We start from the raw sequence: 15,497 nt of genomic DNA, 5'->3' as shown, positions 1-15,497 counted from the left end.
CTGAACGTCTCACGCAATGTGAGCCGGAAACCGCCCTTTATTGCAGTTCCGGGCGATCATTATTGCAAGCCGCTACAGCTATCGGTCAGGGCACGCAGATGCCCCTGCATCTCGCGCACCGTCCTGATCGCCTTGTCGCGCGTCCGGTTTTCCGCGCGCCGCACCATGCTGCCTAACAGCTTGTCGAACATCGTGAGCGCGGCATCGGTCAAGATTTCCTCGAGGCGAATGGTTGCGGCCACTAGCGTCGCATGACGACGCAGCGGAGCGAGTTCACCGAGGTGCTGTGGCGTGATCCGAACTGCCTCGTCGGCCAGTCGGTCGAATGTCACCGATGGGATCATGCCAGCACGCGCGGGATCAAGGCCGAGCATCCGGATATGATCGAGCCGCTCGAGCAACCGCAAGATGTTCCGCGGTGCCGGCGATTGCGGCGCGTTGCGCAGCCAGGCCAGCCATGTCGTTCCCTGATCCGATCGCCGGGTCAGCAAGGCATCGAGCATCGCGAGCTTGTCAGGCTCGATGCCCCTGGTCAGGATTTCATGGGTGAGTTGTTCGGCCTGCTGACGCGCGTGCCTGACGATCGCCTCGATGACCGCGGGCGGTGGCAGCAGCACCCGTCGCCGACGCAGTTCATCGACGACGGTGCCGGCGAGCAGGAGAGGCTCGGTGACGGTCTGCGCAACTGGCATCGCTAAGGCCACGATCCCACGAAAGTGGTTTCGGTCGAACGCGGCATACCCGAACCGCTGCATAAGTTCGGCCAGATGTGCGCGGCGGGTTTCATCGCGACGCGCGTAATCGTCGAACGCCGTCGCCGGCACGTCGATCTGATCGGCGACGAAGGCAAGGATGGCACCAGGTGGTTTCTCACCCGCCTCCAGCACGCGGCCCGGCCAGCGCATATAGAGCAGCAGCATTGCGAACCCGAGCCGGCTCGACGCTCCTCGGCGCTCGCCGACAAGATCGAGATCCTCGCGGCTAAGGGTGAAGTGACGGGCGACCTCCCGTTCGTCGGTCAGAGGATCGTAATGCTGCACGAGCGCCTCGCGTGTCAGCAACCGCCGCCTTGCCATGCGCTACGACCTTTCCCGCCCTGTCCGTCAGACGGTCCTCTGGCGGTCAGCATGAATATGTCCGTCAACTCTGGACCTACGATGGCGATTCGGACAAGAATGCAAATCGATGGGAAAACGGACAGATCGGGACCGGCCTTGGCGCTGATCGGCTATGCACGAGTCTCTACCGGCGACCAGAAGCTGGCGCTCCAGCATGACGCGCTGAATGCAGCCGGATGCGAGCGCATCTTCGATGACCATGCGTCCGGCGCGAAGACCGATCGACCAGGACTGGCCGAGACGTTGGCCTACCTACGTGATGGCGACACGCTGGTCGTGTGGAAGCTCGACCGGCTCGGTCGCTCGATGAGCCATCTGATCGAGAAGGTTGGCGAGCTTGCCGCGCACGGCGTGGGCTTCCGTTCGTTGACCGAGCAGATCGACACCACCACGTCGGGTGGCATGCTGGTGTTCAACATCTTCGGCTCGCTCGCTCAGTTCGAGCGCGATCTAATCCGCGAACGCACCAACGCCGGGCTGAAGGCCGCACGGGAGCGGGGGAGCCTTGGTGGGCGGCGCCCCGTCATCACGCCTGACAAATTGCGCAAGGCACGCGCTCATATCGCGGCAGGGCTGACTGTCCGCGAGGCGGCCACGCGGCTCAAGGTTGGCAAAACCGCGCTCTACAAGGCGCTCGAAGGCACCGCTGCCAAAACCGCAGTCAAAGTATGAGGAAAGAGTGATGCACGAACGCGATCCCAACATCGTCGCCTCGAGCCTGTCTGGTGTCGTCACCGAGCAGGGCGTCACCGTGAAAGTGAACATCATCCGGTTGGAAAATGAGCCGGGCTGGTCGCTCGAAGTCGAAAACGAGCATGGAACGTCTACGGTCTGGGACGACCTGTTCGCGACTGATGATGCCGCGCATGCCGCTTTCCGCCAGACCGTCGATGAAGAAGGTATGCGCGCCTTCCTCGACCAGGCTGTCGTCATCCCTTTTCGGCGTTAGCAGAGACGCCGTTCACCGTTCGTTCGATCCTAGCGTACGTAAACATCACTTTCGTGCAGTGACCCCGATATCGCGCGCGACCAAGCCGGGCAGGATCGTCCATGCGAGGATGCCGATCGCCGCCCCGCCCAGGCCGAACCATAGTTGCCGGTTCTTCTGGTCGGCCCGTGTCCATGCCGATCCGGCGATGGCGCGAAGTTCGGCCATGACGCGGGCCTTGTCCTCGCCGGCTTTAACGAGCGCCGCCTGATCCTCACGCCGGGCGGCGTTGCCCGCTGCGGCGATGCGCTGCGCCATCTGCTCGGGCGTCATAGCCAACGCCGGACTCCGCGCGATCACGTCGTTGATCACCGCGATCCGGTCGGCTGTGGCGTCCACGCTTTGCTGCATCCGCCCCAGCGTCTCGGTATAGTCGGGAACGTCGATATGCGCCCGCTCGGCCGCCAAGCCCTCCAAGGCACGGCGTAGCAGCGCCAGCTCGCGGTCCTGGCCTTCGATCACGGCGCGCAACTGGTCGAACGCCTCCGCCGGATCGTCGCCGTCCTGAATATCGTCGTCCATCACTTCCCTTACCGGCTCATGCCATGATCGCGGTCGCGCCCAATCGTAACCGACTGCGCCAGCTCGTTTGCGATCGACCGGCCGCGCTCCATTTTCAGTTCCAGCTCAGGCGCGCGACGGTGCAACGCGGATTCGAGCTGCGGGTCGCGGTGCAACCCGCCCGCGATGCCCTCCATCCGCTTGCCCAGCTTCTCCGCGCCCGCACGGTCGCCAGCACGCTCCATGCTGGCCCGCGCCTCCTTCATACCCTGCCACTGCTCCACGAACCGGCCCGCGCGCTTCTCCGGGTCGATGCGGACCTGACGCTCCGTCTCCATCGCCTTGGCCGCGCCGCCCGTGTTGCCCTCGGCCGCGTCGCGCGCGAGCCGGGGGTCGCGCTCGATCGCGCTGGCAAGGTCACGCGCGCCATGCGGCCGCACCTGGTCGAGCGCGTCGCCGGCCTTCGCCAGCGCCTGTTCCTGGTGCGCCAGCACCGGCAATCCCTTCGCCCGCATCCGCTCCATATCAGCAGCGGCGCGGCCATAGCGTTCGATCGCCTTCGCCTGCGAGGGCGCAAGCGGCCGATCGGCTACGACGCGCTCGGCCGACGTCGCCCGCTCCGCTGCCGGCTTCGGCCGGAACCCGTCGAACATGCCCCTGGCCTTGTCGCGGACCTTCTCCACCACCTGGCGCGCGAGTTCCGGGAACCGGATCTCGCGCCGATCGGCGAACGCGCGGGCCTGGTCCTGCTCGGGCTTGGCGTAATCGCCCGCCATGTCCTTGCCCCGGTCGCGCGACAGGGCGCGGACGAGCTGGCGCTGATCGATGAAGTCGTCGCGGCCATAGTGGAGCTGCACGTCGTCACGATGCCGCGACAGGCCGACATAGGCGCTGTGCCGGTCCATGCCGGGGGTGGCGAGGACATGCGCGCGATCCACCGTCACCCCCTGCGATTTGTGGAACGTCGCCGCATAGCCATGATCGACATGGGCATAGTCCTTAGTGTCGAATGAGACCCCGCGCCCGTCATCGAGGCGGACCGCCATGCCCTCGGGCGATACCCGCTCGATCGTCGCCAGCGTGCCGTTCTTGACCCCCATGCCGCGCTCGTTGCGAAGGAACATGATGCGGTCGCCGGTCGCGAACTGTCGCTCGCCGCGCTCGGCCTTCACCGTCACGTCGTCGCCAAGGTCGCCGCTCGCGCGCAACCGGTCGCGCGCCTCGCCATTGAGGCTCTGCACCTCGGCGTTGGTGTGGGTGAGGATGATCCGGGTGCTTCCGGGTTCGGCCTGACGCGCGCGATCCCACCCATCCACCAGCTCGCGCCGCGCCGCCTCGCGGGTGTCGGCCGCGTGGACCATGCCCTTGCCGTCATAAGCGTGGATCGCCTCGCCGGTGCGCCCTGTCGCCAGCGCGCGCGTGGCGTCACGCTGCCAGTCCTCGCGCTGCCGGCGTATCTCGGTGATCTCGGCCGCGCCGTGGCGCTCGGCGACGCTGCGGAACGCCGCGCCGGCCTCGATCGCCTGCAACTGCTCAGGATCGCCTACCATAACCACCTTGGCCCCAGCGTCACGGGCTTGGGACAGCACCCGCTCCATCTGGCGCGAGCCGATCATGCCGGCCTCGTCCACCACCAGCACGTCCTTCGGGCCTAGCTGCTCGCGGCCCTGCCCCCATGCGTGCTCAAGGCTGGCGATGGTGCGGGACTGGATACCGGACCCGCCCTCAAGGTTCTCGGCCGCGATGCCCGACAAGGCCGCGCCACGAACCGTGTAGCCCTGCCCCTCCCAAGCCTCGCGCGCGATGCCAAGCATCGCCGATTTGCCTGAACCGGCATAGCCGACGACGGACGCCAGCCCGGCGTCGCCAGTGACGTGATCGAAGGCGTCGCGCTGCTCGCCCGACAGGACAAGGCCACGCCCCGCGGCCGCGCCGATCGCCGCGTCACGATGCCGATCGGCAACGCCATGCCCGGCGGTGCCCGCCAGCTCGTCGCTGGCCCGCTCAAGCCGGTTCTCCACCGCGATCATGTCGCGGCTGGTGAACCGCTCCTGGTCGCGGCCATCCTTCCCCAATGCGACCAGCTCGGGCGATGCGCGTACCGCCCCCATCACCTGGTCGAACTGCTCCTTGCCGTCGCTATGCCGGAACGCGAACGTCGCAAGGTCGCGGGTGGTGAAGGTGGCCTGCTGCCGCGTGATCGCGTCCAGTGCGATATCGGGATTGGCGATAATCTTCTCGCCGTTCTCGCGGGCGATGCGCGTGTGATCCTCGATCCGCTCGGCCTCAAGTCCCTGCTCCGGCCTGCGCGACGCAGCCGGGCCGATCTTGTGCTGCGGCTCCAGCGCGATGCCCTGGACCTCGTAGGAGCGATGATCGATCCGTCCCTCAAGTCCGAGTTCGGCCATGCGCTCGTTGACGTGCGTGCTCCACGCCTCGCGCCAGTCCTTCAACAGCTCGGTGCTGTTCCAGTCGCGGTTCTTCTTACCAAAGCCCTCCGGCCCAACGTCGCGCATTGCCAGCATGACGTGCGCGTGCGGCTTCGGGGTGCCGTCCTTCGCCTTGTCCCAATGCACATTCAGGTCCGCGACCATGCCGCGATCGACAAACTGGTTCTTCACGAAATCGCGCGTGAGCTGGACGCCCTGCTTCTCGTTCATTTCGCGCGGAATTGAGAACTCTACTTCGCGGGCAAGCTGCGCATCCTTGCGTTTCTCGCCTGCCTCTACCTCGTTCCACAAGATCGCGCGGTCGTTTAAACGCTCCGGTGCTCCCTCGGGCAGCATCACTTCCCGGTGAATCACACCCGCCTTGTTACTAAAATCGTGGTGGCGATTCTTGCCCTCATCAAACAGCCGGTCAGCCGAGCGGTAGGCCGCGCTGGCAACCGCGCTCGCGCCGGTGTTGCGGCTGATGACCTTAGCCGAGAAGTGGTAGATCGCCATGACGCTGCACATCCTGCCTTACTTAGCCCACGTCGGCAACGACGTATAAGCGCGCACTCACCACTCGCTCCGCTCCTGTTGATTGACTTTCGTCCGTTCCCGTTGTGGGTTGCCTGTCCGCTCTCGTTTGCTAGGCTGCGGTAAATCTGGCGCGAAAGGAGAAAGCACCATGCGAAAGGTGCGCGACTATGACGCGGAGCTGAAAGCGCTGGAGAGCCGCGCGAAGGCGATCAAGGCGCGCCGCATCGAACAGCTCGGCCAGCTCGTCACCGCAACCTGCGCCGACGCGCTCGACATGGAAACGCTCGCTGGCGCGCTGCTCGATGCCGTCGCCATGAAGGATGCGGAAGCGAAGGAGGTGTGGCGCGCGAAAGGCGCCGCCTTCTTTCAGCGGCGCGGGCGCAAAGGTAGCCGGACTGCTGGCGGCAACGGCGACGGCGGGAACGCGCAACCGGGCGCTGATCCAGCGTCTGGAAGCGGCGCGGCGTCGTAGCGATACGCGAGGCTGGGTCGTGCAACGCCGCGAACGCACCCGCCACCTGATCGAGCTGGGCGGGCTCGTCCAGAAAGCCGGCCTGGTCGAACTCGCCGACGACGATCGCGCGACGATCTACGGTGCGCTGCTGGAGCTGGCCGCCAAGGCACGGGGCGACGATGTCGGCGACACGCTCGCGCTCTGGAAACGGCGTGGCAAACGCGCATTCGACATGGAAGCCGGCGATGCTTCCCCTGCCCGATCGGAAGGATCGGTATGAAGCCTGCCGTCACCGAATACGCGCTCGATGGCGTGATTGAACGGCTGCTGCTGGCAGACTGGAAGGTTGCGGCGCTGCTGCTCGATGCTGCGGCGCTGGAAGCCGGTTTCGACCGGGTGACGATCGCGCGGCAGGTCCGCCATGTCGGTGCGTCCGGCACGGCCGATCTGGTCGTCCGCTATTGGCTGGGCCCCGCCTGCACTGCGATGCTGCTGGTGGAGAACAAGATCGACGCCGGTTTCACGCCCGACCAGCCCGCCCGCTATGCGATCAGCCGTGACGCGCAGCGCTCCTCGGTGCCCGCTATCGCTACCCTGCTCCTCGCGCCTGACGTTTATCTCGCCGGCTCCAGACTTGCGTCCGGCTTTGATGCTGCTGCGCCTTACGAACGCCTGCTGCCGCTGGCGTCGGGCCCGGACCGCGAGCTGATCGCCACTGCCATCGAACGCGCCGAAAGCCCCTATGAGCCGGTGCCGGTGCCGGAGGTGATGGACTTCTTCATCGGCTATGCGGAGCTGGCGCGGAGCGCCGCGCCGGACCTGGTGCTGAAGCGCAATCCGAACAGCGCCGGCGCACGCCCGGAAGCATCGCGGACGATCTATTTCGATGCGCGGCGCAGCGGCTTCGCCGGCTATGATTTTCTCCTGAAGGAAGGCCGGCCGGCGAGCCTGCGCGTTTCCCATCAATGTTGGGATTCCGGCGCACCGAACCCGAGCGTGAAGGCCATGCTCGACGGGTGGGCGCAGCACCTCCCGATCGTTTCACCTGTCCTTGCCCCTTCGCTGCGCGCCTCCGGCATCTACCTGCGAGCTGCCGGGCGCAGCCTGGCGCTCGTCCTCGATACCAAGCGGCTCGACAACATGCGCCCTGTCGCCGGACAGGAAACGGTGATCCTCGATGCCCTGTCGAAGCTCCAGCGCCTGCGGGATGCCTGGAACGGGCTGGAGGAACCCTTGCGCCGCGCAGCCGCGCTGGTGACGCACAAGGAGGCACCATGACCGCTCTCGACCTCGATGCGATCCGCCGGGAAGTCCGCGCACTGGATTTCGAACGCGGCACGCCGGCTGACGTGGCGGAATGGCGCGAAGCCGATGCCGAATCCCGCGCCAACCTCGCGATCGAGGGCATGACGCTGAGCGCGGATGACGAGGCGCTGTTCGACATGCTGCGCGACGAGGCGGTGCCCCCTCCCCTCGCCACGCAAATCATTCTCAAGCTGCTAGATCATCCCGACGCCGATCCCTCGCTGGCGATCACGCCGCTGGAACGGGTCTGCTGATGCCGGGGCCGCTCATCGGCGGACGTCGGCCGATCAGCTGGCGGCTCGCGATCGTCGTCTCGTTCGTCGCGGCCTATGCGACCGCGCGATGGCTGGAAGGCATCTTCGGCGTCGGGCAGATTTCCGGCACCGTGTCGTTCCTGGTCCTGGTCGGCCTGATCGGCGCGACCTGGTGGATCAATAGCCGGGCCGGCAACCGCAGGAATGAGCTGCTGGGCTCCGCCCGCTTCGGCAACCGTGCTGACGTGCGCAAGCTGGAAGCGAGTGGGGATCTCCTGATCGGCCGCGCCAAGGAATCTGGCAAGCTGCTGCGCTATGACGGCGCAGCGCACCTGCTGACGATCGCGCCCACCCGCTCGGGCAAGGGCGTGGGTACGATAATCCCCAACCTGCTCCTGCTTGACCGCTCGGTGGTCTGCATCGACCCCAAGGGCGAGAATGCCCGCGTCACGGCCCGTGCGAGGGCCAGCAAGGGCCTTGTGTGGTGTCTGGACCCCTTCGGCGTCTCCGGGCGTCCTGCGGCCCGCTACAACCCGCTGGCGCAGCTTGATCCCGCCAGCCCTGATCTGGCGGAAGATGCGCAGACGATCGCCGACGCGCTGGTGCATGATGCGCCGGGGCAATCGGGCGAGGCGCACTGGAACGAGGAAGCCAAAGCGCTGATCGCCGGCGTGATCCTGCACACCGTCGTCCACGAGCCTGTGTCCCAAGCCACGCTCGCGAATGTGCGCGACAAGCTCACCCGCGATCCCACCGGCTTCGCCGCATTGCTTGCCGACATGCAGGGCAGCCCCGGCGCGCACGGCCTGATCGCGCGCGCCGCCAATCGCCAGCTCGGCAAATCCGATCGCGAGGCCGCAGGCGTGCTGTCCTCGGCGCAGCGCCACACCCACTTTCTCGACAGCCCACGCCTGGTCGAAAGCACGTCCGCCTCCGATTTCCGCTTCGCGGACCTCAAGGAGCGGCCCGGCACCGTGTTCCTGTGCCTGCCGCCCGACCGGCTCGATACTTATGCGCGGTGGCTGCGGCTCCTGGTCGCGCAGGCCGTCACCGACATGGCGCGCTCCCCTGCCCGGCCGGAACGCCCGGTGCTGTTCCTGCTCGATGAGTTCGCCGCCCTCGGCCGACTGGAGCCGGTAGAGCGCGCGATGGGGCTGATGGCTGGCTACGGCCTCCAGCTCTGGCCGATCCTCCAGGACATGCACCAGCTGCGCGCGCTCTATGGCGAGCGCGCCGGCACCTTCTTGTCCAACGCCGGCGTGATCCAGACGTTCGGGGTCAACGATCATGCCACCGCCGACATGCTCTCGCGCACGATCGGCGACACGACGCTGGAATACGCAACCCTCAGCACATCGCGCGGCACGGGCTGGGGTGAAAATCGCGCCGCTCCTTCGGAAAGCGTCAGCACGCACGTCACGGCGCGGCGGCTCGTCACGCCCGACGAAATCATGCGGATGCCGGCCGACACGCTCCTGTTGCTGCGCCAGGGCGAACCCCCGCTCTGGGCCAGCAAGGTCCGCTACTATGAGCAGCGCGAGTTCGCCGGCCTGTTCGATCCGGCGTGATCGCACACACCCGTTCTGGAAGATCGAACGGTGAGCTTTGGGGTATCGCCTTCGCCGCCCTCTCCACCGGCGGGACGCTGAAGGTACGCATCGCCAGTTTCGCTTGGCTTCTTTCGGAAGCCCTGCGGCCGTTAGGCCGCTCTGGTGACGGCGATAGCCGTCACGGAACGAAGGCGCATTGGCCGGTAGGCCAATTCCGCATTGCTCTTCTCAGGTCACGGCTCTGGGTGCGTCCTGACGTTAAGAGATTCTGTTAAATAGGAATCGTTAAACAAGTTAAGCCTGTGGATAAGCGAAAATATCGCTTTCGGTACAATCACTTGCCACATCACCCGGTGGGTGAAACCACGTTATTCGGTGTGTGATCCCACGATAGCAGGGTGTGTGAAACCACGAACGGAAGGTGTGTGATCCCACGATAGTAAGTGGCTCCATATTTCCCTTCTCGGGGCGGCTTTTGACTCATCATCCAGGTCTCGTTGCCCGCCCGTCCAAAGCTGCGGTGTGTGAAACCACGATAGTCAGGAGCGGCGTGCAAGCCGGTCCATGAGGTCATCAACCTCGGAGGTTCTCCGGCGATCGGCCTCCAAGCGAGCACGCCGTTCCTGCTCGGCCTGGAGTTGCTCGGACAGCGCCAAGGCCTCCGCCTCCCCTCTCAACCGAAACGTCACGGCCGGGCTGCCATCTACGGTCGTAGCCATTTCCACCGCGTAATCAGGAAGCTGGTTTGCCTCGATGATCTTGCGCAGCATCCGGTTGAACTCTTTGGGCTTGCTGTCGCTACCGGTCTTGTCGCGCAACACCTCAACCCGGCACGTCCACCCGCCTCGCTGGTTGCCGGCGTGCTTGCGGGCGATGCGGTAAAGTGCTCGCTCCAGTCCTCCGGAGAGCAGGAAATAGTCGGGGTGCATGGTGAGCAGCGAGCGCTCCGCCATGATGCCTTCATAGACCCAATCAGACAGAGTGATGGTCAAACCACGGGGCTGGTCAGTGTCGGGGTCCACCTCCAAGGTCCATTTATCCAGCCAGTTGAAGCCTGCCTTGCTGCGCCGCTTGGGCGCGCGGATGGACGTAGAGATGGAAGTGGTTTGTAGTCGCTGGAGGGCCGCTTGCAGCTCCTGGTAGGCCCTCCCGCTGGTGTCGCGCTTGATCGCCCGCAAAAGGTCGTAAGATGTTGTATTGAGCGTCCTCGGAAGGTCGTTGATCCCCTGCTCACGCATTCGGTTCAGCGTCGAGGTGGCCCAGATGATGATATCGGCATCCCAGATCGTCGCCATGCCATAAGCCGGGATCGCTTCGATCTTCACCCAGGTCGCCCCATCGGGGCTGGTATATTCGATCGGCTTGACCCGCTTGCGCTTCTGCAAGGAGAAGAATGGTCGTTCCATCGTCTCCCGCTGATCCTTGAGCGGAAGGTCGCCCATGATCGGCAGAAAGAGATCAAACTCCGGATTAGGATCCTGCCGCTTCTTCACGTTTCAACCTTGCACGCTTGCAAGTGTGCAATATTGCACACCATCACCGGCCAAACTGCTGCTTAGCGTCATACTTGGCCACCAACTCGGCAATCGCTTCGGCCAGCAAGTCCTGATGGCTGCGCCGCGTCCGCGCTGCCAACACTCGGAAGGCCTCCGCAGTCGGGTCTGCCGGATCGAAATAGGCTCCGAGATGATACTTGCCGGGTCGTCGCCCGCCGGATCGTGCTGCCGGCTGTTCCGGTGCGGGGGAAGGCCGCGCCTCCGCCGCAGCGTCTTGCGCTGGCTTCTCCGGGATCGCCGGCGCGAGAAGAGATGAACGACGTGCCATATCAAACCTTCACATTTGCAGGTGTGCAGTCCTGCAAGACTTCAAACAGGAACTCACGCAGGGATGCAATCTCCTGAGCGGCTTTTCCCGCCGGCTCATGCTCGATGACGCCAAGCCCGTAAGGCCATGCTGCGCGATAGACGCTGCGCTCGCGCAGCACCGCGCGTGCGACTTTCAGCCCCGAGGCCTCAACCAAGGTCCGGGCATCTTCCAACAGCGCCGTGGCCGTCGGGGGTGCAGCATTGAGCACGACATAGCCGCTCTTGCCGGTGCTGCTGATGAGCTGGGCGGTGCGTTTGATCGCGTCCAAATCGATGAGGGAAGGGCGGCACGGAATCAGAACAAGGTCGGCGCGTTGCGCGGCGGCAACGGCTTCAGCGCCAGCGGCAGGTGGTGTGTCGATGATGGTGAGCGCAAAGCCATTCGCTCCGGCGGCATCGATCGCCTGATCCAGCCGCCGGGCGCTGATCGGCTCGACATGCGGCAGTTCGGCCTCACGGCGCTCACTCCATGCTGTGGCGCTCTCCTGCGGGTCGAGGTCGAACAGCGCGGTCTTGATACCGATGGATTGGGCAGCAACCGCCAGATTGACGGCCAACGTGGTTTTTCCAACCCCGCCCTTTTGAGCTGCTAGTGTGATTATTTGCACGTGTGCACACCTTCAATCTTGTTGGTGTGATATTATGCAGATTGGAAGGATGGCACAACCCATTGGAGTTCCGCCACCTGCCGTTAGCCTGACTTTTGCGATCTAGATTAGCCCGCCGCCTCATCGTCGCTGTCGAGCGCATCGTGGCGCATGGGTCCGTGGCCGTCGACCGGGCACAAGGGCGCGCCCGCTGTCTCCAGCCATTTGCGTGCCGTCCTGACGGTATAGCCGCACGTCGCGCATTCGCATTTCAGCATCCGCGCCGCTTGCTTCTTGGGCCGGGTGGTCTCCCCGTCAGTGTCGAGCCGAGCATGGGGCAGGGGGCCTGCCGCAGCGAGGATCGGTGCAATGGCGGAAAGGAAGGCGCCCCCGGGGGTGGTGGCGCGCATTGGCCCGACCAGCCCCAGCCCGACTGCGACCCGTTTAAACGCTCTCCCGTGTCCGGCCGCGATCCCGACCGCCGCGTGGACCAGCTCGTGCGCGAGGATCGCGGCGATCTGCGCTGGCATCGCATCAGGGGCGTGGGCAAGGTCGGGCCGGATGAATATCTCGAAATGCCCGTCGCCGCTGCGCCGGTTGTCCCAGCACTCGCCGATCGCCTTGCCCTTGGCTCCCCTGCTGGTGAAGCCGATCGCCACCCGCACGCGGGAGGGAAGGGGGGCGTCCAGCGCCTTGAATAGCGGCCCCATGCCGATCGCCACCCGGTTCAGCCAGCTTTCGCGATTATCCTGCTCCATGTCCTGCTCCCTTCAAATCGCCCTCGGGGCGATGGCCTTGGCCATCGGCTCTGCCTCGTGGCGAACAGCGGGGGGTGAGGGGGCAGCGGGAATCTGCCGGTGTGGTGCGGGCGCAGGCGTAGCCGAGCCACGGTCCGGCTGATTGCCGTTGCTGGGAGAGGGGGGCGGCGCCCCACTTTCCCTCCGATCAAATGCAACGCCGCCGGCGTCGCCGGCGCCACCCTGGACGGGCGCGCCCGTCCCTCGCGCGAGCGATCGTCACCCGTGTGGGACGAGACGCCGATCGGCGGCTCGGTCGGAGCGAAGCGGAGATAGAGCGCGGTCCAGAAGGACGCGCCGACTTGGCGCCTGCAACTTACCAAGGCTATCGTGCCGCTAGATATTCAGGCGGAGTAAGCGGTGGCGATCGATTTTACATTCAGGAAGAAGGCGGTCCGCACCCTTACCAACCAGATTGGCGTCTACGTCCTTTGCGATCTGGACCAAGTGCCGATCTACGTTGGCCAGTCCAAAGATGGCATTCGCAGCCGCGTTGCGCGGCATCTGACTTCCGCCCGCTCCGACATTATTGCCAATCGTCAGATCGACGTTTGGGAAATCGCTTGGGTGCTCGCCTATCCAGTGGAAACGAAGGAAGAGATCACGCCGCTGGAAGGCGTGCTGTTCCACCACTTCAACCCAAAGTCTCAACTGATGAACGGGTCGATTCCTGCGGCTTCTCCGGAAGGCGCGCCGGTGCCGGAGCCAGCCCAGGTGATTCAGGTCATGTCGGATGAGGAGATCGCCGACAAGATCGATCCGGTGCAGCGGCTTCCGCGCCAGGCAGGCCACTACACTCAGATCGTCGGCCATTTCCTGGCGGTGAAAAACTCACCCCAAGTAGCTCGGGCTATGGATGCTCACTTCAATCGACTGGCGAGCTACCATGCCGAGCTGCTGGGCCTGACGGGCGAGTCTGATCCTGGAGAAGAGTAGGGGGCTTGCTCATTTTTTAGAACAGACGCAGAACATACTAGACAGAAGATGATTGTGGCGCCACAATGGCGCCATGACCACGAACTCCAAGCCCGCCACGGTGCGCGACCTTGATCGCATAAACCTGCGTCTCTCTGCTGAGACGTTCGCGCTGATCGACGCTGCGCGCGCCGGCCGTCCCGGCAACGTCTCGCGCAACACCTGGATCACCGAAGCCATCGCGGAGAAGCTGGCGCGCGAGACGGGCGCCAATGACCGCCGTGAGGAAGGTCGGGTCGCCAATGGCTGAGTTTTATGAGTTCTTCGCCGGAGGCGGCATGGCCCGCGCCGGGCTGGGAGCGGGTTGGACCTGCCTGTTCGCCAACGACTTCGATCATAAGAAGGGGCTCACCTACCAAGCCAATTGGGGGACGGGAGGCGAGCTGAAGGTTGGCGACGTGAAGCAAATCACCGCTGCGGATTTGCCCGGCGTCGCTGATCTGGTCTGGGGGTCGTTCCCCTGCCAGGACCTGTCGCTCGCAGGCGGCGGCGCCGGCTTACGCGGCGAGAGGTCTGGAACCTTCTACCCGTTCTGGGACGTGATCAGGGGGCTGATCGCGGACGATCGCGCGCCCCAACTGATCGCGCTCGAGAATGTCTGCGGGACGCTGACTTCGCATGGGGGCAAGGATTTCGAGGCGATCTGCCAGACCTTCGCCGACGCTGGTTATCGCTGCGGCGCCCTCGTCATCAATGCGGCCCTGTTCCTCCCGCAATCCCGTCCTCGGCTGTTCGTGATCGGCGTTCATGGCGACGTGCAGGTCGATCCGGCATTGCTCGCGCCTGGTCCCATTGAGCCCTTCCACACTCGCGGGCTGCAAAGCGCCGTAGAACGGCTGCCGGCGGCGTTGCGCGAGGCAATGCTGTGGTGGAACATGCCGACGCCGAACCGCCGCAATACGACGTTCGCCGACATGATCGAGGAGAACCCATCGAGCGTGCCGTGGCACACGCCGGCCGAAACCCAGCAACTCCTAGGCATGATGTCGCCGCTCAACCTCGCCAAGGTGAACGCGGCCAAGCGGGCCGGGCATCGCGTGGTGGGCGGCGTCTACAAGCGCACGCGGCTCAACGAAAAGGGCGTGAAGGTGCAGCGCGCGGAAGTGCGTTTCGATGACATTTCGGGCTGCCTGCGAACGCCCGCAGGCGGGTCCAGTCGGCAGGTTATCGTCGTCATCGACGGCGCCAAGGTCCGATCGCGCCTGATCTCCGCGCGCGAGACGGCCCGCCTGATGGGCCTGGAGGACGACTACAAGCTGCCCCGCAACTACAATGAGGCTTACCACCTCACCGGAGACGGGGTGGCGGTGCCGGTGGTTCGGCACTTGGCCCATCATATCCTGGAGCCCTTGCTCGGAATGGCGGAGGCGGCCGAGCGGGCGGCTGCATGAGCGTCATCCCCTGCGAGCAGAACAGTGATCTGCGCGCGCAAATCGAGCGGTTCGCGGAGGTCTTGAAGACCGAGGCGCACCGGCTCGGCGATCATGGCTTGGACGAACGCGACTTCTACAATTCGGGCCTCTTCCGGGGCGCGGTCGAGCGGGTGAGAGGGCAGTTCTCCGCGACGATGCGCGCCAAGCGCGAGTTCGTTCAGCACGTCCTGAACCACATGGAGGATGAAGGCTTCATCGCAGGATGGGACCTGACGGAGGACTCCAGCCGCAACGATTATGCCGTCCGGCTCCCAAGCGGGCGCAGAGCCGTCATTGACCTGAAAGGCTGCCTGGACGGCAACAACACCAACATATTCGAGCGCCCGGCCGATGCCGATGAGTTCGTGATCTGGAGCATCTGCACCAACCTTGGCGCCGATCCACGGCGCAATGCCTGGTCGGGGATCCACACTCGCCTCAGCGCCGAGGTGATCTCACGCAATCAGCGGGTGGATGGGCTGATTGTCTGGGACATGGTGTGCGGCACGATCGGACGCCCATGCCCCAAGGTGGCTGGCGAGGACGGATCGAGGCTCACCGACATTGGCCCTTTCCGGGTTCCGCCCGCCTGCATCTATCTGTTTCCCAGCACCGTGCCGTCCCTCGCCAGCCCCTCCGTCTCAGCCCGGCTCTGTTGCAAAAATCGTGAAGCTTGAGCATGCTTGGCGGAGATTGGACGGACGGAACGATGACGGATTTCAAGT

17 protein-coding genes and 1 pseudogene are annotated in these 15,497 nt (G+C 65.1%); 11 read left to right on the top strand and 7 right to left on the bottom strand.

Annotated features, from left to right (window positions below; genetic code table 11):
* Positions 1 to 74: 74 nt before the first annotated feature.
* Positions 75 to 1,076 (bottom strand): annotated as a pseudogene (locus tag PX554_RS25770) (DUF4158 domain-containing protein); the annotation flags it as partial.
* 138 nt (positions 1,077 to 1,214) lie between these two features.
* Between PX554_RS25770 and PX554_RS25765 the strand changes: the two are divergent.
* Both PX554_RS25765 and PX554_RS25760 read left to right on the top strand, forming a co-directional pair.
* A complete protein-coding gene (locus tag PX554_RS25765) occupies positions 1,215 to 1,790 on the top strand; it encodes a recombinase family protein (protein ID WP_031297433.1) in 576 nt (191 codons plus the stop codon).
* Positions 1,791 to 1,800: 10 nt separating this feature from the next.
* Positions 1,801 to 2,067 carry a hypothetical protein gene (locus tag PX554_RS25760; protein ID WP_021224660.1) on the top strand — a complete coding sequence of 89 codons (267 nt, stop codon included), beginning with the start codon at positions 1,801 to 1,803 and terminating at the stop codon, positions 2,065 to 2,067.
* 45 nt (positions 2,068 to 2,112) lie between these two features.
* Here the strand turns inward: PX554_RS25760 and PX554_RS25755 are convergent, their stop codons facing one another.
* Entirely contained in the window at positions 2,113 to 2,628 is a 516-nt protein-coding gene (locus tag PX554_RS25755; protein ID WP_275504960.1) for a DUF6118 family protein, read from the bottom strand.
* Between the two features lie 8 nt (positions 2,629 to 2,636).
* Complete coding sequence (gene traA, locus PX554_RS25750) at positions 2,637 to 5,552, bottom strand: Ti-type conjugative transfer relaxase TraA (protein WP_054434846.1); 2,916 nt, start codon at positions 5,550 to 5,552, stop codon at positions 2,637 to 2,639.
* Positions 5,553 to 5,721: 169 nt separating this feature from the next.
* Between traA and PX554_RS25745 the strand changes: the two genes are divergently transcribed.
* Genes PX554_RS25745 through PX554_RS25725 form a run of 5 tightly spaced genes read left to right on the top strand, consistent with a single transcriptional unit; the run spans position 5,722 to position 9,154 of the window.
* Positions 5,722 to 6,045 carry a conjugal transfer protein TraD gene (locus PX554_RS25745; RefSeq protein ID WP_054434849.1) on the top strand — a complete coding sequence of 108 codons (324 nt, stop codon included), beginning with the start codon at positions 5,722 to 5,724 and terminating at the stop codon, positions 6,043 to 6,045.
* Positions 6,046 to 6,064: 19 nt separating this feature from the next.
* Complete coding sequence (locus tag PX554_RS25740; RefSeq protein ID WP_054434850.1) at positions 6,065 to 6,307, top strand: conjugal transfer protein TraD; 243 nt, start codon at positions 6,065 to 6,067, stop codon at positions 6,305 to 6,307.
* Positions 6,304 to 7,305 (top strand): hypothetical protein, encoded by a 1,002-nt coding sequence (locus tag PX554_RS25735; protein ID WP_132470355.1) that lies wholly within the window; start codon positions 6,304 to 6,306, stop codon positions 7,303 to 7,305. Before PX554_RS25740 ends, PX554_RS25735 begins: the two co-directional genes overlap by 4 nt.
* Positions 7,302 to 7,586: a hypothetical protein gene (locus tag PX554_RS25730; RefSeq protein ID WP_054434856.1), complete on the top strand. Its 285-nt coding sequence runs from the start codon at positions 7,302 to 7,304 to the stop codon at positions 7,584 to 7,586. Before PX554_RS25735 ends, PX554_RS25730 begins: the two co-directional genes overlap by 4 nt.
* Positions 7,586 to 9,154 carry a type IV secretory system conjugative DNA transfer family protein gene (locus PX554_RS25725; protein ID WP_082370118.1) on the top strand — a complete coding sequence of 523 codons (1,569 nt, stop codon included), beginning with the start codon at positions 7,586 to 7,588 and terminating at the stop codon, positions 9,152 to 9,154. Before PX554_RS25730 ends, PX554_RS25725 begins: the two co-directional genes overlap by 1 nt.
* A gap of 521 nt (positions 9,155 to 9,675) precedes the next feature.
* On the opposite strand, the gene PX554_RS25720 is transcribed toward PX554_RS25725, so the two are convergent.
* The 4 genes from PX554_RS25720 to PX554_RS25705 all read right to left on the bottom strand — a co-directional run bounded on the left by PX554_RS25720 (position 9,676) and on the right by PX554_RS25705 (position 12,346).
* Positions 9,676 to 10,629 (bottom strand): replication initiator protein A, encoded by a 954-nt coding sequence (locus tag PX554_RS25720; protein ID WP_037474991.1) that lies wholly within the window; start codon positions 10,627 to 10,629, stop codon positions 9,676 to 9,678.
* Between the two features lie 43 nt (positions 10,630 to 10,672).
* Positions 10,673 to 10,960, bottom strand: coding sequence for a ribbon-helix-helix domain-containing protein (locus tag PX554_RS25715; RefSeq protein WP_132470352.1), 288 nt, complete (start codon positions 10,958 to 10,960; stop codon positions 10,673 to 10,675).
* Between the two features lies 1 nt (position 10,961).
* A complete protein-coding gene (locus tag PX554_RS25710; RefSeq protein WP_046406887.1) occupies positions 10,962 to 11,609 on the bottom strand; it encodes a ParA family protein in 648 nt (215 codons plus the stop codon).
* A 107-nt stretch (positions 11,610 to 11,716) separates the two neighbouring features.
* Positions 11,717 to 12,346 (bottom strand): SprT family zinc-dependent metalloprotease, encoded by a 630-nt coding sequence (locus tag PX554_RS25705; protein WP_037474986.1) that lies wholly within the window; start codon positions 12,344 to 12,346, stop codon positions 11,717 to 11,719.
* A gap of 399 nt (positions 12,347 to 12,745) precedes the next feature.
* Here PX554_RS25705 and PX554_RS25700 point away from each other — a divergent pair, with 399 nt between their 5' ends.
* From PX554_RS25700 to PX554_RS25685, 4 genes are all read left to right on the top strand, one after another.
* Positions 12,746 to 13,321, top strand: coding sequence for a GIY-YIG nuclease family protein (locus tag PX554_RS25700; protein ID WP_054434858.1), 576 nt, complete (start codon positions 12,746 to 12,748; stop codon positions 13,319 to 13,321).
* Positions 13,322 to 13,394: 73 nt separating this feature from the next.
* Positions 13,395 to 13,610: a hypothetical protein gene (locus PX554_RS25695; RefSeq protein WP_037474983.1), complete on the top strand. Its 216-nt coding sequence runs from the start codon at positions 13,395 to 13,397 to the stop codon at positions 13,608 to 13,610.
* Positions 13,573 to 14,751 carry a DNA cytosine methyltransferase gene (locus tag PX554_RS25690; protein ID WP_197075296.1) on the top strand — a complete coding sequence of 393 codons (1,179 nt, stop codon included), beginning with the start codon at positions 13,573 to 13,575 and terminating at the stop codon, positions 14,749 to 14,751. Before PX554_RS25695 ends, PX554_RS25690 begins: the two co-directional genes overlap by 38 nt.
* Positions 14,748 to 15,449 carry a hypothetical protein gene (locus tag PX554_RS25685; RefSeq protein WP_275504959.1) on the top strand — a complete coding sequence of 234 codons (702 nt, stop codon included), beginning with the start codon at positions 14,748 to 14,750 and terminating at the stop codon, positions 15,447 to 15,449. Before PX554_RS25690 ends, PX554_RS25685 begins: the two co-directional genes overlap by 4 nt.
* Positions 15,450 to 15,497: the final 48 nt, after the last annotated feature.

Origin of the sequence: Sphingomonas pollutisoli, assembly GCF_029167165.1 — a bacterium.
In the GTDB taxonomy this organism is placed as follows: Bacteria; Pseudomonadota; Alphaproteobacteria; order Sphingomonadales; family Sphingomonadaceae; genus Sphingomonas; species Sphingomonas pollutisoli.
Note: the sequence above shows the minus strand (reverse complement) of the source record. Positions and strands in the feature narration are given on the sequence as shown.

Coding starts and splice junctions, on each gene's coding strand:
- PX554_RS25715 (WP_132470352.1), bottom strand. CDS start 10,960: ATGGCACGTCGTTCATCTCTTCTCGCGCCGGCGATCCCGGAGAAGCCA.
- PX554_RS25730 (WP_054434856.1), top strand. CDS start 7,302: ATGACCGCTCTCGACCTCGATGCGATCCGCCGGGAAGTCCGCGCACTG.
- traA (WP_054434846.1), bottom strand. CDS start 5,552: ATGGCGATCTACCACTTCTCGGCTAAGGTCATCAGCCGCAACACCGGC.
- PX554_RS25760 (WP_021224660.1), top strand. CDS start 1,801: ATGCACGAACGCGATCCCAACATCGTCGCCTCGAGCCTGTCTGGTGTC.
- PX554_RS25725 (WP_082370118.1), top strand. CDS start 7,586: ATGCCGGGGCCGCTCATCGGCGGACGTCGGCCGATCAGCTGGCGGCTC.
- PX554_RS25745 (WP_054434849.1), top strand. CDS start 5,722: ATGCGAAAGGTGCGCGACTATGACGCGGAGCTGAAAGCGCTGGAGAGC.
- PX554_RS25755 (WP_275504960.1), bottom strand. CDS start 2,628: ATGGACGACGATATTCAGGACGGCGACGATCCGGCGGAGGCGTTCGAC.
- PX554_RS25735 (WP_132470355.1), top strand. CDS start 6,304: ATGAAGCCTGCCGTCACCGAATACGCGCTCGATGGCGTGATTGAACGG.
- PX554_RS25690 (WP_197075296.1), top strand. CDS start 13,573: ATGACCGCCGTGAGGAAGGTCGGGTCGCCAATGGCTGAGTTTTATGAG.
- PX554_RS25705 (WP_037474986.1), bottom strand. CDS start 12,346: ATGGAGCAGGATAATCGCGAAAGCTGGCTGAACCGGGTGGCGATCGGC.
- PX554_RS25685 (WP_275504959.1), top strand. CDS start 14,748: ATGAGCGTCATCCCCTGCGAGCAGAACAGTGATCTGCGCGCGCAAATC.
- PX554_RS25695 (WP_037474983.1), top strand. CDS start 13,395: ATGACCACGAACTCCAAGCCCGCCACGGTGCGCGACCTTGATCGCATA.